The organism is Flavobacterium sp. ov086, from assembly GCF_900187965.1.
Lineage (GTDB): Bacteria > Bacteroidota > Bacteroidia > Flavobacteriales > Flavobacteriaceae > Flavobacterium.
This window is the reverse complement of the sequence record NZ_FZNL01000002.1, coordinates 1-23,024: the sequence shown is the minus strand read 5'-3', so window position 1 is coordinate 23,024 and position 23,024 is coordinate 1. Positions and strand designations below refer to the sequence as shown.

Here is a 23,024-nt window from a genome sequence, read left to right as displayed (position 1 = left end):
GGTTAATTGAAGGTTAATGCGGAGTTAACGTGCTTTTTGTTCTATAAAAGCATTATTTTTGACTTGAAAATTTGCCCACGGATTTTACGGATTAAAAGGATTTGCACAGATTCAATTATTGTAGAAATCTGCAAAGTCTCTTAATCCTGCCTAGCATAAAATTCCATGTAAACCCGTTTAATCCGCGTCATCCGCGAGCCATAAAAAGTAATGAAACAAAGAATCAATTTATTAATCGCATTTTCTGTCATCGCTTTGATCGTTCTTTCAACGGTTCAATGTTATTTGGTAAAAACAACTTACGATTATAAAGTGGCACAGTTTCATACCGAAATCAAAAATGAAATCGCTCAGATCTCAAATAATTACAGCGATATCGACTCGGTAATTGTTTCTAAAAAAGAAGCTCTTTATAAAAGTTTATCTGAGAATTATATCAAAGGAAAAAAGACCAAACTTGATATTAAAAACGGTATTCTTGGCAATGAATTTCAGGATGTATTGACACAGAAAATCAAACGCAAATTTGAAAGAGACTTACCTAATCTTAACATTGATTTTGCCATAGTACTGAATAAATTTATTCTGTATCAAAACACAAAAAAAGCAGACACTATTTTCTCTGAAAAGCCTTTTATCCAAAACAAGTTATACGGAAATCTGGTTTCTTTAAATCATGCTTTTCTAGTTCGAAGTTACGTTGGAACCACAAACGGAACCTTTGAAAATCAGGATTATAAATTATTGACAGAAGATTCGATGTATGTTTCTGTAATCGACTGGGAAATGATTATTCTAAGACGAATGATGTTTGTTTTGATTTTGTCTTTATTATCGATTTTAACGCTTATAACGCTTTTTGTAATTGCGATTAAAGCTTTAATCAAACAGAAAAAAGTAAGCGATGTAAAAACCGATTTCATCAATAATATTACACATGAACTTAAAACGCCTTTGGCAACTTTAGGAATTTCAACCAAAATTCTGGAGCAAAAAAATATTCGTGATAATGATGATAATTTCAATTCGATTGTCAATACAATTTCACGTCAGAACAATCGTTTACAGCATTTAATCGATCAGGTTATGGCAAATTCGCTTGCAGAAAACGAAATTGAATTGCAAAAAGAAAGAATAGAAACCGAAGATTTTCTGCTTTCGATTATAAATGATTTTAAAATTACATTTCCAAAAATCAATCTTAAAACTGATTTTCAAACACAGAAAACAATTTTAGTTTTAGATAAATTCCATTTGACAACGGCTTTTTTAAATGTTTTGGAAAATGCTGTAAAATATGGTTCAAATACGATTACGATAAAAACAAGAATAGTCCAAAATCAATTTTCAATTAGTATTGAGGATGATGGAATTGGAATCGAAAAGAACAAACAATCCCTTCTTTTTGAAAAATTCTATCGCGTAGAACAAGGAAATCTTCATAACACAAAAGGACTAGGTTTAGGGTTGTATTATGTCAATCAAATTATAAAAGCGCATCAGGGTTCTGTTAGCGTTGTGAGTGATTTGGGAAAAGGAACTCAGTTTACTATTTTATTAAAAGTTTAATTACCATATTTTGAAAAAACTACTTTTAGCCGAAGACGATTTTGATTTTGCTGCCATTTTAAAACAGTATTTAGAACTGCATCAATTTGAAGTAATCTGGGCAGAAAATGGAGAAATAGCTTTAGACTATTTTAAAAACCAAACTTTTGATATTTGTATTTTTGACGTCATGATGCCAAAAATGGACGGATTTTCATTGGCCGAAAAAATAATTACAATCAATCCTGAGATTCCTTTTATTTTTCTAACGGCAAGAAAGTTAAAAGAAGACAAAATCATTGGCTTAAAACTAGGTGCAGACGACTATATCATAAAACCCTTTGAAGTTGACGAACTGGTTCTGCGGTTGCAAAATATTCTAAAGAGAATTGAACAAAAGAGAACTCTCAACGGAAATAATATAATCGAAATTGGTTCTTATATCTTTGATAATGAAAGATTAACTCTCAATAATAAAAATCATGTCCAGCAGCTCACAGAAATGGAAGCTTCTCTTATTGAGTATTTATATCTGAACCATAATCAGTTATTAAAAAGGGACCAAATTTTAATGTCTATCTGGAAAAAAGATGATTATTTCTCCGGACGAAGTATGGATGTTTTTATCAGCAGGCTTAGAAAATATTTTAATTCAGATCCTAAAATCAAAATTGAAAGTGTTCGTAATATTGGCTTAGAATTTAAAATAGAAAAACCTTCATCTTAACTCTATTTAGAACGTTTTAGACCAAAATAATATTTAAATTCTAATCCATAAACACCAACATTATCAGTTTTTCCTGTATCTGGATTTAATTGATTAAAAGGTTCGGATACGTTAATTGTATTGTAACATAAATTAATTGCCAAAGAATTTGAATACCAAGAATCAAAATTAACCACAAGCCCAATACCCAATCCAAAATTTTGTTTCCATACTGATAAAGTTCTTTCAGTTATAGATGAACCTAATGTATTATTGCCTTTAGTTTCTGTAACATCAATTAATGAAACCATATATTTAGGAAGTATTTGCAGATAAATACAAGAAGATGATTGCTCACAGCCTCCCAAAAGTATCTTAGGAGTAAAACTAAAATTTACAGTCGAAAAAGATCTATCAGAAGTATTTGTGCTATTTGTTATTTTATTTGAATCGATCCTATCTTTAAAGTTACCAAACATATAATTGACCTCTATTTCTGGCGATAAAAAACTAGTCGCTCTATATTCTGAACCTGTAGAAAAACTAATAGCTGGTGATGATTGTAAATCTTTTTCAAACGAATACAAATGCATAAAAGCCCCAGCTCCCACAAAAGGGCGAATTTTTTGTGCATTACTATTTGAAGCTGTAATCAAAATAAAAAGAACGAATAATTTTTTTAATCTCCTGTATAGTTGTGGCATAAATATTAAGTTGACTTTATTTTATCAAACTTACTTAAAATTTAAATCAAGACAGCTTTTTTGTAATAGCTTTTGCTTTACAATATAGTACTGCAAATCATATAAATCTCATAAACAATTGTATAACAGCTAAAAATGTTTATCTAATACATTTGTAATGAACATTAAAAACTAGAAATCATGAACCTAAAAAGATTTTTTGGAGGCTTGTTAACCATTCTTGGTATAGTTGGTCTTATTTACACCGCTGTAATATTCGCTGGCACATCCGGAGAAACAAGAGATATTAAATCACTGATTATTTACGGCATTCTTGGTATCGTATTCTTTATGTCCGGAATCAGTTTAGTACGTACCACAAAAGATGAGTCATAATTTATTCTGACAACAAAACACTTGCAATCTTTTTATAAAAAGGTGTTTCAACATTGTATTTAGCACCTTCTTTTACCACAAATTGTGTCAACGAAATTGCCTCTGTATTTTTACCCGCCAATAAGTCTCTGTGCATAGACGAAGTCGCTTCTTTTGGCGATTTTTCTAATTTTAAAATGGTTTGCGCTACAATATCATCTGGCAATTTCAGCCCTTTAGCTTTCGCAACAGCGGCAATTTCATGCAGTAATTTGGCATAAAGTTTTTTAGAAGCTTTGTTACTCAAAATCTCGCCAATATTCTCATTCAAATAAGAAGTTGCAGATGCCAATGCCGAAATAAAAATGAATTTCTCCCAAACCGTTTCTTCAATATTTTCAACACAATAACTTTCAATTTTTGCTTTTTGAAAGATACTTTGCAATTCTTCTAATTTTGATTTTGAAGCGGTTTTAGAACCAAAAAACAACTTTTCAAAAAATCCTATTTTCCGAATCGTTCCAGGCGAAAAAATCATCGAAACAATATAAACACAACCTTCCAAAACTACATTTTCAGGAAATAATTTCTGAATACGTTCCGGTGCATCAACGCCATTATATAGTGGAAGAATAACCGTTTTAGGAACAATGCTTTTTTTTAGCGAAAGAAGGCTTTCTTCAATATCATAAGTTTTCGTGGCACAGATTAAATAGTCTAATTCACCAATTTCATCCGGATTATTCGAAACCAATTTTGGACGAACAATAATTTCACTTTCATCTGTAACGATTTTTAATCCGTCCTGAGCAATCACCTTTTGAGTTTCTCCACGCGCAATAAAAACAATTTCAACCGCATCCGATTCTAAATAAGCTTTTGCCAAAAGTCCGCCAAAATAACCCCCAACTCCGCCAAGTCCTAAAATTCCTATTCTTGTTTTCATAAATTCCAAATTTTAAATTCCAATAAATTGCGGAGCTACTTGCGTTCCTTCGACTTCGTTCAGGATGACAAAAATGAGAATAAAAAAATCCGCCTAAATCCGTGCTTTAGCGAAAGCGAATCCGTGTCACCCGCATGCCATCACGCAAACCAAATTATTCCTCCAAAACAGGTTCCAGATTCAACTCTGTAAAATCACGTTCTGATTTCGAAATTATAATTGTCGCGACTGTATTTCCTATCAAATTTGTTATGGCTCGGGCTTCACTCATAAATTTATCAACGCCCAGTAAAAAGGCCAAACCTTCGACCGGAATTTTATGCAAAGCCGTCAAAGTCGACGCCAGAACTATAAATCCGCTTCCGGTAACACCCGCAGCACCTTTTGAAGTCACCATCAGGATTCCGATTACGCTCAGTATTTCGAAAAAACTCAAATGTACATCATACAATTGCGCCAAAAATATCACCGACATTGACAAGTAAATCGAAGTTCCGTCGAGATTAAATGAATAACCTGTTGGAATCACCAAACCTACCACAGATTTACTGCAGCCCATTTGTTCTAATTTCACCATAATACTTGGCAAAGCGGCTTCAGAAGATGAAGTTCCAAGAACCAATAAAAGTTCTTCCTTAATGTATTTTAAAATCGAAAGAATACTAATTTTATAATATCTCAAGATACTTCCTAAAACTAAAAACACAAACAGCGCCATCGTCAGGTAAACACATAACATCAATTTTCCAAGCGGAATCAACGTTTGTAACCCAAATTTACCAATCGTAAAAGCCATTCCGCCAAAAGCACCAATTGGAGCGAGATACATGACATATTTCAAACCTGTGAAAACGACTTTAGAGAAGCGTTCTAAAACCAGAATTGTCTGTTCTCTCTTTTTATAAAAATTTAATGCAATACCACAAACAATTGCAGCCAAAAGAACTTGTAATGTAAAATTTGAAAAGAAAAACTGAAGCCACGAAAAATGTTCTGCCGCACCTTTTGTATATTGACTGGCATCTCCAAGAGTCAATGCCGATTTATCAATTTTTCCGGGTTTAAAAAGATAAGCAACGCCAACACCAATTGCCAACGCTACTGTCGAAACTACTTCAAAATATCCAAGTGCTTTTACACCAATTCGGCCTACTTTTTTAAGATTTCCCATTCCCGAAATTCCCAAAACAATGGTCAGAAAAATAATTGGTCCGATAAAAAGTTTGATCAGTGCAATAAATTTTGCTCCTAAGATTTCCATTTTCACACCATTTTCAGGTGAAAAATGTCCGAGTAATATCCCGGCAATAATAGCAATTAAAACCCAAAAAGTAAGGTTTGTAATTACAGTTTTAAAAAGACTTTGCTTGGTTTTCCCAACAGAATCAGGAGTAGTTATATTCATGAAAATAGATTAGAGACTATCACAAATATATAAAAAATGCAGACCTATAAGCCGGATTCTGTCTCTGATAAATCAGAGCCTTATCATTTATCTAGATCCCGCATTACTACGGGACTCAAGCTACCTACCCTTCAACAACGGACGAGAAGCCCTTAAATGCTGATATACTTGGTATTTCACCGCATAGAGTTTACCTGGTTTCACTACAGCATTACCTGTACATACTTTCTGTTGCACTTGTCCTTGTCCCGATGAATCGGGACCGACGGGCGTTACCCGCTATGCTTCTCTCTGGTGTCCGGACTTTCCTCCCCCCAACGAATTGAGCGACGATAAGGCGGTCTGCGGCGCAAAAGTAACGATTTATCAACTAAGAATAATGATTTTAAATTTTAGATTTTACCCTCATTTTCATAACTTTTTAATTTTAAATTAGTTATCTTTAAAATCCATAATTTTAAAATTCAATTATTATGATTAGAATGTATCATTACGCAACTGTTTCAAAAGCTTTAGATCAATTGAATGAAAAAGGATTTACATGTGATTTTAATCTAAACTCGGATCTGATTAAAAAAAATCCTGAAAAATTTGAAATTGTTCATGTGTATCGATACGAGGGGGATTCGGACCCAGGCGATGAGGCAGTTGTATACGGAATTAAATCGAGTTCAGGCAAAAAGGGCGTTTATGTAGCAGGTTTCTCCGCCGACTCTGATCAGGAAACCGCAAAATTTTTATTCGATCTGAGTATAAAGGGCAGGTGATTTTTAAGTAGCTATTCCTGCTCCCGAAGCTTCGGGACGCTTCAATCTTTTATGGCTCCCGAAGCCTCGGGACCGCCATAAAAGGATTTTCGCTTCTATCAGGGCTAGGGCTTTAAGTTTCATTAGAAAATTATGCTTTCAAAGTAATTAACCACAATCTAAGTCATTGTGAGGAACAAAGCAACCTCACTATTACATACACTAAGTGATTCAGCAAATAAGATTGCTTCGTTCCTCGCAATGACATAAAAAACCGGCGAAAACCCCTTTAAATCTACGTCATCCGTGCACCAATCCCAAACCAAGACAAAAAAGTCCATCATAAAATGACAGACTTTTAAAAACAGTACATAAACTAAATTATGCTGTTGGTATTTTTAACTTCCAACCCGGTTGAATCAAGTCAGGGTTTTTAATAATATCTTTATTGGCTTCAAAAATTGCCTGCCATGAAACCCCGTGTGCTTTTCCTATTTTTGATAGAGAATCACCACCTACAACAGTATAATCTACCGTTGTACCCTCGGCAACTGCAATATTCATTACTACATCAGCAGCTCTAAATTCAGGATCAATCTTTCCGTAAGCATCCCAAAGTCTCTCTTTATCCTCTGCCGATTTTGCTGTACCATCAACATATAGCACATTATCCTGCTCTCTTACCTGCAAATTAGCCGTTCCTAAATTAGTAGCTAAATCTGTCAACTCTTTGTATTTATCCAGTAAACTCATAACATTCTTATTTTATAGTTAACTTATTTTCAACTTTTTTAGGTTTCAATTCCTGTACGCTTTTGATCAAATTTGGCAATTGCTCTTTTTTAATCGTTCCTGTAAGTGTCACAACACCATTTGCAACTGCAACAGTTACGCCGCTGTAAGTTTTTACGACTTCATTTACCGAAGTAGTTAAAACAGCATCAGGGTTAATTTCAACTGGAGCCGGAGTAGCAGCCACAGGTTCCGGAGCAGCAATCTCGCAATTATTCACTACAGACTTTACACCTTTAATTCCTTTAGCAATACTCTCACAGCTTTCTTTGCAAGCAGCATCTTTACAAACACCAGAGATAGTTGCAACACCATCTTTTACAGTAACTTCCATTCCGGGCATATCACCCATTTTTGCAGCGATTTCTTTTTGAATATCTGCATCTTTAGGACCACAGGCTACTAATGAAAAAGCAAGACACAGACCTAATAAAATTGATTTAACTTTCATAATGATATTTTTTAAATTAATTAATCTTCTAAGTTAACGAATAAATCAATAAAATATTACAAAATAATCCTACAATTTTAAATCTTGTTAATTTCTTAAAATTAGCACATAAAAAAAGTCCTGAATTTTATTATTCAGGACTTTTATATTTTTATTAATTATAAGATATTATTTATCAAAACATTATCTTTAATCTAAATAATTTTCAGAGTAAAGTTTCTGTCCGTATTTTTTAAAAATATTGTCTATATTTTCTTTTTTCTCCGTTTCAGAATTTAGCGAACTATTTTCTAAATAATTTGCCATTTCCTCAAATAAATCATCAAGTCCGGCTGGAGTTACTGTACATAAAAGTTTAGCAGGTTTATCACTCAGATTTTTAAAACCGTGAACGATTCCGCCTTTCGGAATATTGACAAAAGAATTTTTCTTAGCTACATAACTTCCTAATTCCGATTTAAAAGAAACTTCGCCTTCTAAAACAAAAAAAGTCTCGGCAAAATCAGGATGCTCATGCGGATTTGGTCCCGCTCCCGGAGGAACTGACATTTCGATCACAGCATATTCTCCATCAGTTTGTTTTCCCGAAATTATGATTCGGTAATTACCTCCGGCTATTTTTAATTTATGACCTTCGGTTTCGTTTACAGTTGTTATTGGAATTTTCATTTTTAGATTGCTTTATTACCAGATAATCTATTAATATTTACTATTGCTAAAACATGAATTTCATAATCGTGCCAATGTGAACCACCAGCATGATTGCTCTTTTCGACAATTGCTAAAAAATCTAATATTTTTTCAATTCCAACAATACTATCTTCCTCGCTTTCAATTATACTATTTATAATTTTTGAAGTCTCAAACTCTATAACATACAAATCATCATATTTTGATTTTTCTTCAAAATATCTGCACATCATTTGCATATTTTCAAAATGTTGAATCGAATGTATCTCCATATAACTTAATTTTGGTTTATGTTTTAGGGATTGAAATTTTATTTTGAAATTATCTTATTGAATTTTATTTGCATCGCTTTCAAAGTATCAAATTGTTTGTTTTCATTAATATGGAACAAAACTTTATCATTCTTAATCAGCATCTTTCCGGAATTGATGTATTTTTCCATCTCATCTCTTTCTTCTTTAACTTCATTGGGTTCCTTTTTAATTATAATCGTATCGCCTGAAATATAATATTGCCTAAAAACCAAATGATCAACTCCATGATCTCCAACATAAAGCATGATATTGGTATTGTCTCTCAAAGTAATTTCACACACTTCAGTTGCACTAAAATACCTTGCCGACAAAAGTTCTCTTTTCCTTGCCTCTACATTTCTTTTTACTGTTTCCGGATCCTTATGACCTACGAAATCAAGATTCATAAAGTAGATTGTAATAGCTCCGAAAAAGAGAACAAAAATTCCAATCAGGATTGCCGCTGCAACCATTGTTTTTTTCATTATAATTAAATTTATTTTTGATTTAGATACTACATACAAACTGGATTTGCATTTACTCTAATCATCATTATATTAAAATTTTGACTTTATTTTATTCCAAAAAGATTTATTGGCTTTTATCTGTTTATTCTCATTTTCATCATCCTCTTTGGTCAGGTCGAAACTTAATGATACTACTTCTCCATCAATATATTCGACATGATCTGCCATTTCAGCTCCTGCATTCAAAAACTCCTGTGTGAGGTTTTCAGATGATTCTCTTAATCCTTCCCAATGCTCAGAATCAAAAACTAAATCTTTGGCTTCTGATAAATCTATATTTAGGTTTCTGTTCAAAAAAAGAATTGTTTCGATTGGAGAACATCCTAATGTTTTTAAGTCATTCATAAGATTTGAAGTATCAGAATGATCCAATTTTAATGTTCCTTCTATAATTTTGTCTTTGAGGTATTTTTTAGAAGTTTCTTCCGCTTTATTTCTTGCTGTTTTGCCTCCAACACATCTTTCTTCATATTCATTTGAGCTGTCAATTTGTTTTTCTTCATCCAGCATATCATAAACACACCACCACCAATTGCCTTCTTCGTCTATCAACTCGGTACGAAGCATTAATCCGGCCCATCTCGCAAGACAATCATCATCTAAATCATCTTCCCAGATAATAGGTGCATGAAAATTTCTTTCTTGTAAATATGATTTCATAGACTTTTAATAAATTATTACGTTTGAGTTCTACTTTATTGTTTCACCATTTACAGGTTCTAGAATCCATAGTAATTCTTCTAATACTGAAACAGGAATTTTTACAACAGATTCCAATTCGGATACTCCATCACTAATAACCAATACGCCCTCATTGTCTTCTTCATAACCAACAGATTTAAATGAATATTTTGGAACTGCTATTGCAATTTCCTTTTTGCCATCTTTAAACCAGCCATAATTTGCTTCGTAAATAACTTTGTTCTTTAATATTTCAATGTTTTCTTCTCCATAAGTATTCCATAATGAAACTCGCATAAGATAAAATCCCATCAGCCCAAATATTCCAATTCCTATTAAATAGCCAAACTGCATTCCTCCTCCAGTTAAAATACCTACAATAGTGCCGAGCACCGGAAAAATAAAAAAAGCAAAGGCAAAAAAGAACATTACAATCCTAACTACGAATGGCGATTTTTTAACTTTTAGATTTAAGATGTTATTTTTAAAGTTGAATTGTTGCATAGATTAAAGTAATTATTTTTTAGTTTATTAAAATTCAACAGAAGGCGCCTTATTTTCACCATGAATTTCGAATATCAATTCTTTTTTATTTTGTTTTACACAAGATTGATTGTGTTTTTTAATTGCCGCCAAAATTTGAATTTCACTATTCGATAACTGGTCGTATAACGACATAACTGAGTCATCATTCGTGAGTTTAAAATCAGATTCTAAACCAACTAGTATCCTTACCAAATGAGTATTTAACTCATTATTCTTTTTTCTAATTTCACTGACTGTTGCCTGATTAAGTATCTTATTTTCTAATACTTTTTTTAACTCGGTATTATAAATCTCCGTTTGCTTTAATTCCGATTGATCTATGATTTTTGATTTTTTTACTTTACCTGTAAATTTCAAGATCACTTCAGTTTTAAGTTCTAACTGAGTTTTAACATTAGACCAATTTTGATTAATTTCACGATCTTCCTGTGAAAATACATTTAGACTTTGAAAAAGAAAAAGGATTGTTATTGTAATTATTTTTCTCATATTTATAGAATTCTGATAGCTTTAAAAGAAATCACTACTCTTCCATAATTATTTACTTTAACAATGCTAAAGTAAACTTTTTCGCTATAAAATAACAATGTAAAATATTTATCAATTTGGTGAATAATCAACTTTTGCCAAAACCCGATCTTCGACATTTCCAACTACATCGCCATATTTTGCGGTATATTGTTTTTTAATTTCGATCCATTCTTTATCAGCTTTAAAATCTGCCCAGGCTTTTTTCATTACAGTTTCATTTGGCCATTCTAAAAAATAAACAAATTCTGTTTTCTTATCTGATTTCGATTCATAAATAGACATTATTTTGAAATTGTATTTCTCCATAATACGCATCGCATGATCACGAAATCGTTCATGAAATATTTTTTTGTTGTTTTCGAAAATTTCATAAATACGCAACTGATAAACTGGGCTTGTTTGTGTGGTATTTTGCGATTTTACAATTGAAGTTGTGATTAATAATAAAGTCAAGAAAAATAGTTTCATATAGGATGGCTAATTAAGGTTTTTTAATCTTTTTTTTTGTTTATCACTTGACAACAAAAGGTTTACATTCTAACAAAAATATAAATTAAAATTATAGGTTTTTAACGGAAATCATACAGAACATTTATTTTTTCTACAAACAGTCAGATAAAGCATTACTCACAATCTTGTCATTTCTAACCGAAGAGAGAAATCACACATACAGCTCGACAAAGCTTTTCTATTTCTTTGCGTCCCGAAGCTTCGGGATCGGGACGCTCAGGAAGACAATACAAAGAAAAAAATCCGTTAAAATCCGTGTTTTCGCTTTAGCGAATCTGTTTTATCAGCGTATAATTTCAGAAAGCGAATACTAAAATTGTTAATTAAATCGTCTTACTTTCTCATATTCAAACCACTCGAAAAACTCTTGATTTTTTATGAATTTCAGATTTGTGATTTGGCAATTTTCAGACTATATTTGCTATCGAATAAAATAGTATATGGAACAATTTGTAGTATCGGCTCGTAAGTATCGCCCGCAGACCTTTAAGGATGTTGTGGGACAAAAAGCCATTACCAACACTTTGCTGAATGCCATTGACAGCAATCACCTTGCTTCTGCCCTTTTATTTACAGGACCTCGTGGAGTTGGAAAAACAACTTGTGCGCGTATTTTGGCTCGAAAAATAAATCAGCCCGGATATGACGATCCTAACGAAGATTTTGCTTTTAACGTTTTTGAGTTAGATGCGGCTTCAAACAACTCGGTTGATGATATCCGTAACCTTATTGATCAGGTTCGAATCCCGCCACAAACCGGACAATACAAAGTGTATATTATTGACGAGGTTCATATGTTGTCTTCGGCTGCTTTTAATGCTTTTTTGAAAACATTAGAAGAACCGCCAAAACATGCTATTTTTATTTTAGCAACAACAGAGAAACACAAAATTATTCCAACGATTTTATCTCGTTGTCAGATATTTGATTTCAAAAGAATTACGGTAAAAGATGCTAAAGAACATTTAGCAGAAGTTGCAACAAGTCAGGGAATCAACTTTGAAGACGATGCATTGCACATTATTGCTCAAAAGGCTGACGGCGCAATGCGTGACGCTTTATCTATTTTTGACCGTGTCGTTTCGTATTGCGGAACTAATTTAACACGTCAGGCTGTAACCGAAAACTTAAACGTTTTAGATTACGAAACTTATATTAGCATTACTGATTTACTTCTGGAAAATAAGATTCCGGATCTTTTATTGGCATACAATGATATTCTTGCAAAAGGTTTTGACGGACATCATTTTATTGCTGGTCTGGCTTCGCATTTTAGGGATTTATTGGTAAGTAAAACTCCTGCCACAATTGCTTTACTTGAAGTTGGAGAACAAGCGCAGCAAATGTATGGTGTGCAAGCTCAAAAATGTTCGCAGGACTTTTTATTAAAAGGAATCGATATTGCAAATGACTGTGATTTGAAATACAAACTAAGTCAAAACCAACGCCTTTTAGTCGAATTATGCTTGATGCAGTTGGCCTCTATCAACTTTGATGGAGAAAAAAAAAAGTTGAGCAATTCATAATTCCGCCTACTTATTATAAAAATGGCGGTTATTCTATAGTTGAAGTTCAAAATCCAAAATCTCAGACCCAAAGTGCTGAAACCGCAAATCCAACTTCTAAAGTTGAAAACGCAGTAAGTTCAACAGAAACTGCAAAAACTTCAAAAGAAGAAACTCCTCAAGCTCCAAAACCTGAAACAAGTAACGAACCTAAAATTTCGGCTTTTTCTTTATCCAGTATTCGCAAGAAAAAAGAACTGGAAGCGAACACTAAAGCTTATGTAAAACCCACTTCTGTATTACCTACGGAAGAATTTACAGAGACTGAAATGTTAGTGCAATGGAATAAATATGCACAACGTTTGGGCGATAAAGGTTTCAAAATTATGGAGGCGTTGTTACTAATTAACGACCCAACTCTTAACGGAACTACCATTACTCTTGAATTACCTAATGAAGGTTCTAAATTAGATTTTGAAAGTCAGATTCATGGTCTTTTAGGGCATTTAAAAGGACATTTACACAATCACGATATCACAATTCAAGTTAATGTAAATGAAGCGGTCGAAATCAAACGAAGCCTAAACGATCAGGATCGATACAATCGTTTAATGGAAATCAACCCAAATCTAGACCTTTTGCGTTCTACATTTGGATTGGATTTAACTTCATAAAATATTTTTTTTTTGCCACGAATTTCACTAATTTTCACTAATTAGTATGTAAAACATTGTACATAAAAAATTCGTGTAGATTCGGGAAATTCGTGGCTGAACTTTTCTATTTGTTTTTCAATCCAAATTCATAGACTTTCTGTAGCCATTTTTTTCTTTGAGAATCATCCGAAGTTTTTATAATTCCAATATAGGTGACTTTTACGGGTTTTACTCCGCAAAATCCTAAAGTAGATTTCGTTAATTGATTAACGCTTGGCCGCCCATAGAATAATCTGTAATACCAGCCTGGCTGATCTAAAGTTGTAATAATATGAGCCGTTTTTCCTATTAGTAATTTATCCCACCAAACCGAATTTTCACGATATTGAAATGCCATTCCAGGCAAAAACAAACGATCTATAAATCCTTTTGTGATTGCAGGAAGTCCGCCCCACCAAACGGGATGAATCCAAACGAGATGATCTGCTTTTTTAATTTTCTCCCACGATTCTAATAAATCAGGTTCTAATTCAGTTCGTTTTTGATAACCAAATTGCAAATTGGGATTAAACTTTAAATCGGCAATCGTTATTGTATCTACTTCTGCTCCGGAAGCAATTGCTCCTTTTAAGTAAGAATCGGCTATTCCAAAATTAAAGCTTAACGGATTTGGGTGCCCGTTTATAATCAGTATTTTCTTCATCTTCAACTAGTTTCTTTTAATATTAATTGTATGATAACTTTCTAATGCTTCGTAAACTTCCTGAGATGAATGCATTTGATGACTAAAATAAATTCCACCTAACACTGTTTTACTTAACATTTTCTCTATATGCAAAACTGTCGATAATGCTGTTAATTCGGCTTGACCTTTCACACTTTGCAAACTAATTTTCTTTGTTTTTTGCTGAGTTTTAATAACAATTTCAAAAATGGTCTGATCACCATTTCCACTTGAACCAAACAATAGCTGCCTTTCTTTTAAAGACATGATATTAAAAATTTTAAAGGATTGAAAATACCCCATTAAACGGGTAACAAATTTAGAATTATAAGTCATTTTAACCCAAACGGTTGGTATTTTCTCCACCTGGTTTAAAATGAATAAATCCGGAACATCTAAATTATAAACTTGTCTCTTTCCTATTCCGAACGAAAAATCAAATTTTTCTGAATTCAAAAAATGCTTGACATTTTTAGCTTTATTATTCTCATAAACAATAAAAGGTTTACATATATTTTGTGCCAAAAAATTTGCTGAGCTTTTCCCTGCCAAATCTTTTACCGAATAATAAATATAAAGATTTATTTCCTGAATTTTAGACTTATCACTTTCTACGAAATCAACCAAACTACCAACAATGCCACCCATCCAGCCAGAACTAAAAACAATTCGGCTATTAATATTTTGTTTATGCGCTTTAGCCAAATCATATGCAACAGTCAAATCGGGAGTTGGTTTTGTAATATCAACATAGTCAATATTATTTTGTATTGCAAATTGCAGAATTTCATTGGTATCATCTTTTGTAGACATTACAATCAAACCGATTTCATTTTCTAAGATAGCATTAAAAGTCTTAGGATTAGCAACATCAACAACCAAACTATTTCTTTGATTACTTAACTTACGACTCCCAACAAATAAGTTATAATCAGGATTTCTTTCCTTAAGAATACGCAATATGACTTTACCGACTAATCCTGTTCCTCCAATTATTAAAATATTTTTTCTCATTATTGTAATATTATTTTCAGCAAAAATAATGAGCAAATATTTCTCAGAAACCAGACAAATGTCCTATAAAATTGCTTTTCTGATTCGGCTTAAATGCCTTGGTGTAACACCTAAATAGGATGCCAAGTATTGAAGCGGGATTAATTGAAGGTATTTTTTATGATTTTGATAAAGCTCTTCATAACGCTGTGTTCCGGATAGTTTCTGAAAAGAAATCATTCGTTTTTGAAGTGTTACATATTCCATTTCAGTTAATTTACGTCCGATTTCCTGCCAATGATTTCCTAAGGTATACAGTTTCTCCAAACTTTCCCGACTTAAAACCTGTAGTTCTGTATCGGCTAAAGCCTGAATATTTTCTTCGGCAGCATTTTGAGTTATAAAACTGGAAAAGGACGCCATAAATTCATTTTCGAATGCAAAACAATTCGTGATTTCATCGCCTTGATGATTGAAAAAATAGGATCTTAAAATTCCTTTTTTGATAAAATAGATTTCATTGCAAACCTGATTTTCCATCAATAAAGGTTCGCCTTTTTTGAGTTTTCGAACAGTAATTAATGCATCTAATTGCTCTAATTCTTCCTGAGGTAAAACTTGAATAGATTGAAAAACGGTTTTCATTAAGGAACAAAATTATTTATTATATTATATTATATTATATTATTATATCCCTTTGGCTGGGATCTGATCTTCTTTTATAAAAATATAATGCTCCGTTGGAGCTTTTAATAATAGAGAAACTAAACCATTAAAATGAAATTAATTTTTAGAGGCAAAAGCGCGTTCTATTCTTTTATCTGGAATTAGCCATAATAAAGCCACTATAAAGTAAGCTGCGCCGGCAATCCATTCATTGTAAAACGAAGAAATTATTCCGATTACATACAAAATAGAAGATGCTTTTCCTTTTACATCTTTGCCAATTGCTTTTGCTAATATGGAGTTTTCTCCTTCGTTCTTAATGACAATTTTCTGCAAAATGAAATAAGCTACTGAAGATAAAAACAACACTCCGCCATACAATGCCATTGAAGCTTTGGCGAAATTGTGTTCTCCCATCCAACCCGTTGAAACGGGGATTAATGACAGCCAGAAAAGTAAATGTAAATTGCTCCACAATACTTTTCCGTTTACTTTTGATAATCCGTGAAATAAATAATGGTGATTGTTCCAGTAAATTCCAACATAAATAAAACTCAAAATATAACTTAGAAACTTAGGAATCAGCGGTTTTAAATCTGCGAATTCGTGTCCTTCCGGCACTTTAATTTCTAAAATCATAATGGTTATAATAATGGCTAATACACCATCACTAAAGGCTTCGAGTCTTGTTTTGTTCATTTATTTTATAAGATATTATATATTTTTTAGAGCAGTAAATATTAAAAAAAGTTCGCCACGACCCAACCGAAGGGAACAGGCGAAGCAATTTCACAAATTTTCACTAATTGTTTGTGCTCAATGTGTAAATATTAATTCGCGAAAGTTCGTGATATTTGTGGCGAAAAATCTTCCTTCTTGCATCTTTTATCTAACTCTTATATTTTACCGTAATACATTGCTTTTACGATTCCGTCAGAAAGTCCTATTTTAGGAACGTAAATCTGGCGTGCTCCACTCCATTTCATGGCATTCAGATAAATTCTGGTTGCGTGGATAATTACATCGGCACGGTCAGAATTCAAACCTAATTCAGCAATTCTTTGTTCGTAACTCAATGAATTTAAAAAAGCATATTGCGAATTGATATAAATGTATGAAAGCGGTTTTTCCTGCTGTTTTCCAGACATTTTAAACAATTTATTGATATTTCCTCCAGAACCAATCAAGGTTACTTCTTCATAATCTGCGGTATTGGCTTTTATCCATTTTTCGATTTCATCCCAAACTACATCATGAACCATGTTGTTTAACAAACGAACGGTTCCGGCTTTGAAAGATCTTGAATTAATCATTTTTCCGTCAGAGAACAAAGTAAATTCTGTACTTCCTCCACCAACATCGACAAAAAGATAGGTTTCGTCAGATTTTATTAAATGATGCAAATCTGTTGAGGCAATAATGGCAGCCTCTTTTTTACCGTCAATGATTTCGATTTTAATGTCGGCTTTTTTCTTAATCAAAGCGACAACTTCTTTGGCATTATACGCTTCACGCATTGCCGAAGTGGCAAAAGCCATGTAACGCTCTACTTTATGCACTTTCATCAAGAGATTAAATGCTTTCATAGCATCAACCATTCGATCTATATTTTCTTCAGAAATCTCTCCTACAGTAAAGGCATCTTGTCCCAAACGGATTGGCACACGAACAAGTGAACTTTTATTAAATTGCGGTTCTTTGCCATCTTGTTCTACAACATTTGATATCAGTAGCCTCATGGCATTTGAACCAATATCTATTGCTGCATATTTCCTTATATTAATCATGCTCACTTTATGATTTTGAAATTTTGTTATTTATATTAATTTGTTCGCTGCACAACTTCCTCGATTACCTCGATTTTATTTTGATAATACTTGTAGGTTTCAAGCTGCGCTCTAAATGGGGCATGATGATTACGTGGCTTATATTTATTATCTAGTTTATAGGAATGATATCTCACTTTTACATTCCCTTTCCATGCTATATTGAAATTATCAATTAGTTCTTTTTTAATTTCAAGATCATAAATTGGACAAGTTACTTCAACTCTTCCGTCAAGGTTTCTGGTCATGAAATCGGCTGATGAGATGTAAACTTCGGTTAAACCGGCATTTCCAAAAATATAAACCCTTGAATGTTCCAGATAATTATCTACAATACTAATGGCTTCAATGTTTTCGCTCATTCCGGGAATTCCGGGAATCAGTGAGCAAATTCCTCTTACCTGAAGCTGTATTTTTACTCCTGCATTACTGGCTTCGTATAGTTTATCGATCATTTTAAAATCAGACAAACTATTCATTTTTAACTTAATATGTGTTTTTCTACCTGCTAATGCATGCAAAATTTCACGATCTATTAATTTAATAAATTTTGTTCGTGTATAATGTGGCGATACTATTAAATGCTTGTACCTGTGCACTCTATAATTGATATCGAAAAATTCGAATATTTTTGAGATGTCTTTCAAAATTCCCTGATGACAGGTAAAAAGCGTAACATCTGTATAAATCTTAGCGGTTGATTCGTTGAAATTTCCGGTTGAAATAAATCCGTAACGACGTGTTTTTCCATCTTCGATTCTTTCAATTACACATATTTTGCTGTGAACTTTTAAACCTTTTATTCCAAAAATAAGATCAATTCCTTCGGTTTGCATTTGCTCTGCGTAGGATATATTTGAAGCTTCATCAAAACGTGCCTGAAGCTCGATTTGAACCGTTACTTTTTTTCCGTTTTTTGCAGCATTAATCAAAGAACTAATAATTTGTGAGTTCTTCGCCAAACGATATAAAGTAATTTTTATACTTGTCACTTTTGGATCTAAAGCCGCTTCACGCAAAAACTTTGTCAAATATGAGAATGACTGATATGGAGCGTGTAATAAATAATCTTTTTTACTGATTTTTTCCAGAATACTTCCGCCTAAACTCAAACCCGGAATTGGTAATGGCTCATTTGGTTTATACAGCAAATCATATCTTCCCAGATTTGGAAAACTCATATAATCACGACGATTGTGATATCTTCCGCCGGGAATTATACTGTCTGTTTCTACGATTTTCATTTTATCCAGGAAAAAATGAAGGGTATCTTCTTCTATTAAATTATCATAAATAAAACGAACAGGCTCTCCTATTCTTCGATCTTTTACTGATGTTGCAATTTTTTCGAGCATACTTTTGCTCAAATCACTATCGATATCTAACTGTGCATCACGTGTGATCTTGATCATGTGTGCAGAGACACTTTTATAGTCAAAAATATTGAAAATATTCCCCAGATTATAACGTATTACATCATCTATAAGGATAACATATTGTTTTTCATCATTTGATGGAAGAACTACAAATCTGTTTATTGTTTTAGGAATTTCGATAACGGCATAACGAATTTCATTGTTCACATTCATTTCTAAACGAACTGCCAAATATCCCAATGTATCTTTAAGAACCGGAAATTCGGCTAAATCATTCAAAATAATGGTCACCAATTCGGGACTTAGTTTTTGAACGAAAAAGTCTTTTAAATAACTTTCCTGATCTTTTGTAATTTGATCTTCGTTTATGATAAATATATTTTCGGCTTCAAGTTCTGCTTCGATATTACTCAAAATACGTAAACTTTCTGATTGCTGCTGAATAACAATCTCTGTAATATCTTTGATTAATTGATGGGCAGAAACTCCTCCTAAATATTTTTCGCCAGAAATTCCGGAGAGACTTAATCTTCTGATTGCAGCATAACGAACTCTAAAAAATTCATCTAAATTATTGGAAAAAATTCCAACAAAACGCAACCTGTCTAAAAGCGGAACTGTATTATCTGCAGCTTCCTGAAGTACTCTTGCATTAAACGCTAACCAACTTTTTTCTCTATCGATATATTTCTGTTCGTACACTGGTATTTTATTTTAAATCTTTGGGGAAAATTGTTTTATGGGTTTTACCTTTATTGATGTTGTCCCAACTTTCTGCATCGAATTGTAACGATACAAAACCTGAAGTAGGAACGTTTTCTATAAAAACATCCCCAAATTTATTAACAAAATTTGTAATAGCCTCGTTATGTCCAAAAAGAATAACGCTATCGAAACTATTATCACATGATTTAATAACCTTCTCAAGTTGTCTTTCATCAAAGGTATAAAGGTCGTCTTTATAAACGATACTTTCAATAGGATATGAAATATTTTGAGCAAAAATAAGAGCTGTTTCTGTGGCACGAGCGGCAGTACTGCTCCATATTATATATGTCTTTGGCAGAAATTTCGAAATAGTCGCTGATACATCATGTGCATCTAAAATACCTTTTTTCATTAATGGTCTGTCAAAATCTTTTAAAGGAGCTTCCCAACTTGATTTTGCATGCCGTATTAAAATTAAATTTTTCATAAGCCGAAGGTTTAGAAACCTCTTCAAGGAGGTTAATCTTTTATTTAAGTTCTAATTTACAAAAGAAATTCTAATACTACTTCATTTTTTATTTCTGTTAACATTAATGAGAAATTTTAACAAGAATATAGAATCCTCAAAATTTTAACAATACCAAAATTCTACTTCTAACTTTTAATCAAAAGTGTACTTCATCTGCGAAAACAAACAGTTCATCGATATTATTCATATCACTAAAAAATTAACTAAATAATTGATTATTAGATATTTATACTATTTTAAAAATCGACTTTTTCATCAAAAATTAAAAAAAATACACTAGTTTTTTTCCAAAAAAATGACACAAAAATTACTTTTTAGAGGTATATTTTAACAAAAAAAGAACATTTCAACGAGTTTTTAGGTTAGTTACAGACAAAAAATATCAAAGTTAAACAGACTATATAACTTTGATTATGTTAATTTTTTAAAAATTCAACAAATCTAAACCTTAAGTTATGAAAACTAAATCTACTCTTGAAAAGGCAGTAAAATTTGTTAGCAATTGTAAGTTTATTTTTTCGTTCAAAAAAAATATCTTCAAAAAAAACATTTTTTCTATACTGTTTTGTTTGATTAAAATTATTTCATCTCAACAAGCCTGGGCTCTCAATCTTAATCTAAAGATTGATCGCAGCAGAAATAATTTTTCTCCCTTAGAGGTCAACAGCAATTCAAATACTCCAAACATTGTATTTATCCCACCTTATACAGATTCTTTTAAAAATCGTGTAATAGGACTTAATCTTGCTTATGAGTATAAAATGAATCATCCTTTTAAATCAAAAAATCGCATCAATACTTAATCATTTACTTAAAAGTATTTAAAGGAATAGCTCCAATCTAAAACAGGAAAATCTATTAAAATATTAATTTCTTGTTATTACCGATCGATAATTTTTAATCAAAACAAAACTGATTAAAAAAAATATAAGTCTCACAATAAAAGTATTAAAGTTTAAAAATTAGAGATTATGAAAAACATTACTTCTTCTTTTAAAAATATTAATATTAAAAGCGTTTTGATAGCGTTACTTTTAATATTTATTACAAATAGCTATTCTCAAAATACATATGATGGAGATTACTGCCCAGGACCCGGTGCAGTTGGTGATGAATATGCAACTGAAACTGTTTATAGCAAACTATTATTAGCTAGTCCTTCTTCAACTTGTCAAATTGGAACGATTCACGCTAAAGTTGATACTCAAAATCAAGTATTAAGATTAGGTATGGACATTGGTAATGGTGGTTCGGCACTCTTTAGATTGTACTTAGATACCAATAATGATCCTTTAACCGGATTAACATCGGATTCATTTGGAGGTACCATTAGTGTAGCTGGTGCTGAATATATCTTAGAAATTAATTCTAACGGAAGTGGTTTTACTTTATATACAGGAAATGGAAGTGTTAAAACACAAACTAACGTTATCCCTCCCGGTCTTGCCGCACAATCTGGTAATGCAAATTGTAATTCTGGTAGTTCATTCTTAGAGTTTAATATTCCTTTTGGAAGTTTGGGAATTAACATTTGTGATCCAAATAACCCTGGTATAATCAATATTACAAAATTAGCTTCTGTTAGTGGTAACTCACCTAATTCAAGTCAATGTATTAATACCCCGCTTACTTTTGGAATTCCACTAAAAGGAACAGTTGGACCAAGCTCGACTATTTGTTCAGGGGCTAGTACTATTTTAACAGTAAGTGGCCTTACTGGTAGTTCTACAGTTACTAAATGGCAATCAACTGTTGCTCCTTTCACTACATGGGTAGATATACCTAGCACTGCTGGTCTAACCACTTATACCACAACTAATTTAACGCAAACCACAAAATTTAGAGTAATATTTTCAAATTCAGGTTTATGCTCTGGAAATGATATTGCTACAACTGAAGCAACCGTAACGGTAAATCCCTCTCCGAATTGTTTAATTACTGGTACATCCGGTCCTGTATGTTTGTCTTCTTCTAATGTTTATACGGCTTCAGCCAATATGACTACTTATACGTGGTCTTTGCCTGCAGCAACTGCAAATGGCGCCACAATAACATCTGCTTCAAATGCACAAAGCGTAACTGTTTTAGCTGGTTCTACTTGTAATACAACGTTTAAATTATTATTAACTACTACTTTAAATGAATGCAGTTCTACTTGTGAAAAAATAGTTACTGTTAACGACACAACGGCACCAATCTGGACAACTCAAGAAGGAACACTTAATACAACTTTGCAATGTAGTGATACTGCCGGTCTGGCAACTGCTCAAGCTAATGCTCCTGTGGCAACCGATAATTGTAGCGGAACAGTAACGTATACTAAAGTAAGTGGAACTTTTGCGCAAGGCAACTGTGTGAACTCTGGAACTTATACCAATACCTGGACTGTAAAAGACGATTGTGGAAATACTTCTGAAACTTTCACGCAAGTAATTACAATCGAAGATACTACAGCGCCAACCTGGTCTACTGAAGTTAATTCGCTTAACGCAAAAATAGAATGTAGCAATCTGGAAGCTTTAGCAACAGCACAAGCCTTATTCCCTGTTGCAACTGATGCTTGTGATACTGATGTTTCGAATATCGTAAAAGTATCCGGTCAGTTTGTAGC

The 23,024-nt window shown here is 32.6% G+C and carries 27 protein-coding genes and 1 other RNA gene; 8 read left to right on the top strand and 20 right to left on the bottom strand.

All coding sequences use genetic code 11. The annotated features are described in order from the left end of the window. The first annotated feature begins 210 nt into the window (after positions 1-210). Both CHB81_RS02400 and CHB81_RS02395 read left to right on the top strand, forming a co-directional pair. Positions 211-1,569 carry a sensor histidine kinase KdpD gene (locus CHB81_RS02400; RefSeq protein WP_089350300.1) on the top strand — a complete coding sequence of 453 codons (1,359 nt, stop codon included), beginning with the start codon at positions 211-213 and terminating at the stop codon, positions 1,567-1,569. A gap of 10 nt (positions 1,570-1,579) precedes the next feature. Continuing rightward, the gene (locus CHB81_RS02395; RefSeq protein WP_089350299.1) at positions 1,580-2,275 is read left to right on the top strand and encodes a response regulator transcription factor; all 696 of its coding nucleotides are present in this window, start codon (positions 1,580-1,582) and stop codon (positions 2,273-2,275) included. Between the two features lie 2 nt (positions 2,276-2,277). Here the strand turns inward: CHB81_RS02395 and CHB81_RS02390 are convergent, their stop codons facing one another. Beyond that, positions 2,278-2,910 (bottom strand): hypothetical protein, encoded by a 633-nt coding sequence (locus CHB81_RS02390; RefSeq protein ID WP_217899705.1) that lies wholly within the window; start codon positions 2,908-2,910, stop codon positions 2,278-2,280. Between the two features lie 228 nt (positions 2,911-3,138). On the opposite strand from CHB81_RS02390, the gene CHB81_RS02385 reads away from it, so the two are divergent. Continuing rightward, entirely contained in the window at positions 3,139-3,333 is a 195-nt protein-coding gene (locus CHB81_RS02385) for a hypothetical protein (RefSeq protein ID WP_008467912.1), read from the top strand. 1 nt (position 3,334) lies between these two features. Here CHB81_RS02385 and CHB81_RS02380 read toward each other — a convergent pair whose 3' ends face one another. From CHB81_RS02380 to rnpB, 3 genes are all read right to left on the bottom strand, one after another. Then, positions 3,335-4,258: a ketopantoate reductase family protein gene (locus CHB81_RS02380; protein WP_089350297.1), complete on the bottom strand. Its 924-nt coding sequence runs from the start codon at positions 4,256-4,258 to the stop codon at positions 3,335-3,337. A 154-nt stretch (positions 4,259-4,412) separates the two neighbouring features. After that, complete coding sequence (locus CHB81_RS02375) at positions 4,413-5,663, bottom strand: cation:dicarboxylate symporter family transporter (RefSeq protein ID WP_089350296.1); 1,251 nt, start codon at positions 5,661-5,663, stop codon at positions 4,413-4,415. A 31-nt stretch (positions 5,664-5,694) separates the two neighbouring features. Beyond that, positions 5,695-6,012, bottom strand: an RNA gene (rnpB, locus tag CHB81_RS02370) — RNase P RNA component class A. Between the two features lie 124 nt (positions 6,013-6,136). Here rnpB and CHB81_RS02365 point away from each other — a divergent pair. Beyond that, positions 6,137-6,430 carry a hypothetical protein gene (locus tag CHB81_RS02365; protein ID WP_089350295.1) on the top strand — a complete coding sequence of 98 codons (294 nt, stop codon included), beginning with the start codon at positions 6,137-6,139 and terminating at the stop codon, positions 6,428-6,430. A gap of 360 nt (positions 6,431-6,790) precedes the next feature. Here CHB81_RS02365 and CHB81_RS02360 read toward each other — a convergent pair whose 3' ends face one another. From CHB81_RS02360 to CHB81_RS02320, 9 genes are all read right to left on the bottom strand, one after another. Beyond that, positions 6,791-7,162: a LysM peptidoglycan-binding domain-containing protein gene (locus CHB81_RS02360; protein ID WP_089350294.1), complete on the bottom strand. Its 372-nt coding sequence runs from the start codon at positions 7,160-7,162 to the stop codon at positions 6,791-6,793. A 7-nt stretch (positions 7,163-7,169) separates the two neighbouring features. Next, complete coding sequence (locus CHB81_RS02355; protein WP_089350293.1) at positions 7,170-7,652, bottom strand: BON domain-containing protein; 483 nt, start codon at positions 7,650-7,652, stop codon at positions 7,170-7,172. A gap of 189 nt (positions 7,653-7,841) precedes the next feature. Continuing rightward, a complete protein-coding gene (locus tag CHB81_RS02350; protein ID WP_089350292.1) occupies positions 7,842-8,321 on the bottom strand; it encodes a cupin domain-containing protein in 480 nt (159 codons plus the stop codon). Between the two features lie 2 nt (positions 8,322-8,323). Next, a complete protein-coding gene (locus tag CHB81_RS02345; protein WP_141130352.1) occupies positions 8,324-8,614 on the bottom strand; it encodes a hypothetical protein in 291 nt (96 codons plus the stop codon). A gap of 38 nt (positions 8,615-8,652) precedes the next feature. Further along, the gene (locus tag CHB81_RS02340; RefSeq protein WP_089350290.1) at positions 8,653-9,120 is read right to left on the bottom strand and encodes a hypothetical protein; all 468 of its coding nucleotides are present in this window, start codon (positions 9,118-9,120) and stop codon (positions 8,653-8,655) included. 72 nt (positions 9,121-9,192) lie between these two features. Then, positions 9,193-9,822 carry a hypothetical protein gene (locus CHB81_RS02335; RefSeq protein ID WP_089350289.1) on the bottom strand — a complete coding sequence of 210 codons (630 nt, stop codon included), beginning with the start codon at positions 9,820-9,822 and terminating at the stop codon, positions 9,193-9,195. 30 nt (positions 9,823-9,852) lie between these two features. Continuing rightward, on the bottom strand, positions 9,853-10,347 hold the full coding sequence (locus tag CHB81_RS02330) for a hypothetical protein (RefSeq protein WP_089350288.1): 495 nt from the start codon (positions 10,345-10,347) through the stop codon (positions 9,853-9,855). A 27-nt stretch (positions 10,348-10,374) separates the two neighbouring features. Next, a complete protein-coding gene (locus CHB81_RS02325; protein WP_089350287.1) occupies positions 10,375-10,878 on the bottom strand; it encodes a LemA family protein in 504 nt (167 codons plus the stop codon). A 111-nt stretch (positions 10,879-10,989) separates the two neighbouring features. Next, positions 10,990-11,388 carry an NIPSNAP family protein gene (locus CHB81_RS02320; RefSeq protein ID WP_089350286.1) on the bottom strand — a complete coding sequence of 133 codons (399 nt, stop codon included), beginning with the start codon at positions 11,386-11,388 and terminating at the stop codon, positions 10,990-10,992. A gap of 482 nt (positions 11,389-11,870) precedes the next feature. On the opposite strand from CHB81_RS02320, the gene dnaX reads away from it, so the two are divergent. Together dnaX and CHB81_RS02310 are read left to right on the top strand one after the other, a co-directional pair. After that, positions 11,871-12,956 carry a DNA polymerase III subunit gamma/tau gene (gene dnaX / locus CHB81_RS02315; protein WP_089350285.1) on the top strand — a complete coding sequence of 362 codons (1,086 nt, stop codon included), beginning with the start codon at positions 11,871-11,873 and terminating at the stop codon, positions 12,954-12,956. A 308-nt stretch (positions 12,957-13,264) separates the two neighbouring features. Continuing rightward, positions 13,265-13,609, top strand: coding sequence for a DNA polymerase III (locus CHB81_RS02310; protein ID WP_089350284.1), 345 nt, complete (start codon positions 13,265-13,267; stop codon positions 13,607-13,609). A 106-nt stretch (positions 13,610-13,715) separates the two neighbouring features. Here CHB81_RS02310 and CHB81_RS02305 read toward each other — a convergent pair whose 3' ends face one another. From CHB81_RS02305 to CHB81_RS02275, 7 genes are all read right to left on the bottom strand, one after another. Further along, positions 13,716-14,294: an NAD(P)H-dependent oxidoreductase gene (locus CHB81_RS02305; RefSeq protein WP_089350283.1), complete on the bottom strand. Its 579-nt coding sequence runs from the start codon at positions 14,292-14,294 to the stop codon at positions 13,716-13,718. 6 nt (positions 14,295-14,300) lie between these two features. Beyond that, entirely contained in the window at positions 14,301-15,329 is a 1,029-nt protein-coding gene (locus CHB81_RS02300; RefSeq protein ID WP_089350282.1) for a saccharopine dehydrogenase, read from the bottom strand. 63 nt (positions 15,330-15,392) lie between these two features. Further along, the gene (locus tag CHB81_RS02295) at positions 15,393-15,953 is read right to left on the bottom strand and encodes a Crp/Fnr family transcriptional regulator (RefSeq protein WP_089350281.1); all 561 of its coding nucleotides are present in this window, start codon (positions 15,951-15,953) and stop codon (positions 15,393-15,395) included. Positions 15,954-16,091: 138 nt separating this feature from the next. Beyond that, positions 16,092-16,673, bottom strand: coding sequence for a TMEM175 family protein (locus tag CHB81_RS02290; protein ID WP_089350280.1), 582 nt, complete (start codon positions 16,671-16,673; stop codon positions 16,092-16,094). 197 nt (positions 16,674-16,870) lie between these two features. Further along, positions 16,871-17,761 carry a Ppx/GppA phosphatase family protein gene (locus tag CHB81_RS02285; RefSeq protein ID WP_089350279.1) on the bottom strand — a complete coding sequence of 297 codons (891 nt, stop codon included), beginning with the start codon at positions 17,759-17,761 and terminating at the stop codon, positions 16,871-16,873. Between the two features lie 35 nt (positions 17,762-17,796). Beyond that, complete coding sequence (gene ppk1 / locus CHB81_RS02280) at positions 17,797-19,878, bottom strand: polyphosphate kinase 1 (protein WP_165902267.1); 2,082 nt, start codon at positions 19,876-19,878, stop codon at positions 17,797-17,799. Between the two features lie 7 nt (positions 19,879-19,885). After that, entirely contained in the window at positions 19,886-20,371 is a 486-nt protein-coding gene (locus CHB81_RS02275; protein ID WP_089350277.1) for a histidine phosphatase family protein, read from the bottom strand. Between the two features lie 497 nt (positions 20,372-20,868). Between CHB81_RS02275 and CHB81_RS02270 the strand changes: the two genes are divergently transcribed. Both CHB81_RS02270 and CHB81_RS02265 read left to right on the top strand, forming a co-directional pair. Beyond that, positions 20,869-21,216 (top strand): hypothetical protein, encoded by a 348-nt coding sequence (locus CHB81_RS02270; protein ID WP_089350276.1) that lies wholly within the window; start codon positions 20,869-20,871, stop codon positions 21,214-21,216. 168 nt (positions 21,217-21,384) lie between these two features. Beyond that, a partial coding sequence (locus tag CHB81_RS02265; protein WP_141130351.1) for a hypothetical protein occupies positions 21,385-23,024 on the top strand: 1,640 nt, incomplete at its 3' end.

What these genes read in the sequence shown, in the direction of transcription:
- CHB81_RS02400 (WP_089350300.1), top strand. Translation starts at nt 211, where the DNA reads ATGAAACAAAGAATCAATTTATTAATCGCATTTTCTGTCATCGCTTTG.
- CHB81_RS02385 (WP_008467912.1), top strand. Translation starts at nt 3,139, where the DNA reads ATGAACCTAAAAAGATTTTTTGGAGGCTTGTTAACCATTCTTGGTATA.
- CHB81_RS02380 (WP_089350297.1), bottom strand. Translation starts at nt 4,258, where the DNA reads ATGAAAACAAGAATAGGAATTTTAGGACTTGGCGGAGTTGGGGGTTAT.
- CHB81_RS02375 (WP_089350296.1), bottom strand. Translation starts at nt 5,663, where the DNA reads ATGAATATAACTACTCCTGATTCTGTTGGGAAAACCAAGCAAAGTCTT.
- CHB81_RS02365 (WP_089350295.1), top strand. Translation starts at nt 6,137, where the DNA reads ATGATTAGAATGTATCATTACGCAACTGTTTCAAAAGCTTTAGATCAA.
- CHB81_RS02360 (WP_089350294.1), bottom strand. Translation starts at nt 7,162, where the DNA reads ATGAGTTTACTGGATAAATACAAAGAGTTGACAGATTTAGCTACTAAT.
- CHB81_RS02355 (WP_089350293.1), bottom strand. Translation starts at nt 7,652, where the DNA reads ATGAAAGTTAAATCAATTTTATTAGGTCTGTGTCTTGCTTTTTCATTA.
- CHB81_RS02350 (WP_089350292.1), bottom strand. Translation starts at nt 8,321, where the DNA reads ATGAAAATTCCAATAACAACTGTAAACGAAACCGAAGGTCATAAATTA.
- CHB81_RS02345 (WP_141130352.1), bottom strand. Translation starts at nt 8,614, where the DNA reads ATGGAGATACATTCGATTCAACATTTTGAAAATATGCAAATGATGTGC.
- CHB81_RS02340 (WP_089350290.1), bottom strand. Translation starts at nt 9,120, where the DNA reads ATGAAAAAAACAATGGTTGCAGCGGCAATCCTGATTGGAATTTTTGTT.
- CHB81_RS02335 (WP_089350289.1), bottom strand. Translation starts at nt 9,822, where the DNA reads ATGAAATCATATTTACAAGAAAGAAATTTTCATGCACCTATTATCTGG.
- CHB81_RS02330 (WP_089350288.1), bottom strand. Translation starts at nt 10,347, where the DNA reads ATGCAACAATTCAACTTTAAAAATAACATCTTAAATCTAAAAGTTAAA.
- CHB81_RS02325 (WP_089350287.1), bottom strand. Translation starts at nt 10,878, where the DNA reads ATGAGAAAAATAATTACAATAACAATCCTTTTTCTTTTTCAAAGTCTA.
- CHB81_RS02320 (WP_089350286.1), bottom strand. Translation starts at nt 11,388, where the DNA reads ATGAAACTATTTTTCTTGACTTTATTATTAATCACAACTTCAATTGTA.
- dnaX (WP_089350285.1), top strand. Translation starts at nt 11,871, where the DNA reads ATGGAACAATTTGTAGTATCGGCTCGTAAGTATCGCCCGCAGACCTTT.
- CHB81_RS02310 (WP_089350284.1), top strand. Translation starts at nt 13,265, where the DNA reads ATGTTAGTGCAATGGAATAAATATGCACAACGTTTGGGCGATAAAGGT.
- CHB81_RS02305 (WP_089350283.1), bottom strand. Translation starts at nt 14,294, where the DNA reads ATGAAGAAAATACTGATTATAAACGGGCACCCAAATCCGTTAAGCTTT.
- CHB81_RS02300 (WP_089350282.1), bottom strand. Translation starts at nt 15,329, where the DNA reads ATGAGAAAAAATATTTTAATAATTGGAGGAACAGGATTAGTCGGTAAA.
- CHB81_RS02295 (WP_089350281.1), bottom strand. Translation starts at nt 15,953, where the DNA reads ATGAAAACCGTTTTTCAATCTATTCAAGTTTTACCTCAGGAAGAATTA.
- CHB81_RS02290 (WP_089350280.1), bottom strand. Translation starts at nt 16,673, where the DNA reads ATGAACAAAACAAGACTCGAAGCCTTTAGTGATGGTGTATTAGCCATT.
- CHB81_RS02285 (WP_089350279.1), bottom strand. Translation starts at nt 17,761, where the DNA reads ATGATTAATATAAGGAAATATGCAGCAATAGATATTGGTTCAAATGCC.
- CHB81_RS02275 (WP_089350277.1), bottom strand. Translation starts at nt 20,371, where the DNA reads ATGAAAAATTTAATTTTAATACGGCATGCAAAATCAAGTTGGGAAGCT.
- CHB81_RS02270 (WP_089350276.1), top strand. Translation starts at nt 20,869, where the DNA reads ATGAAAACTAAATCTACTCTTGAAAAGGCAGTAAAATTTGTTAGCAAT.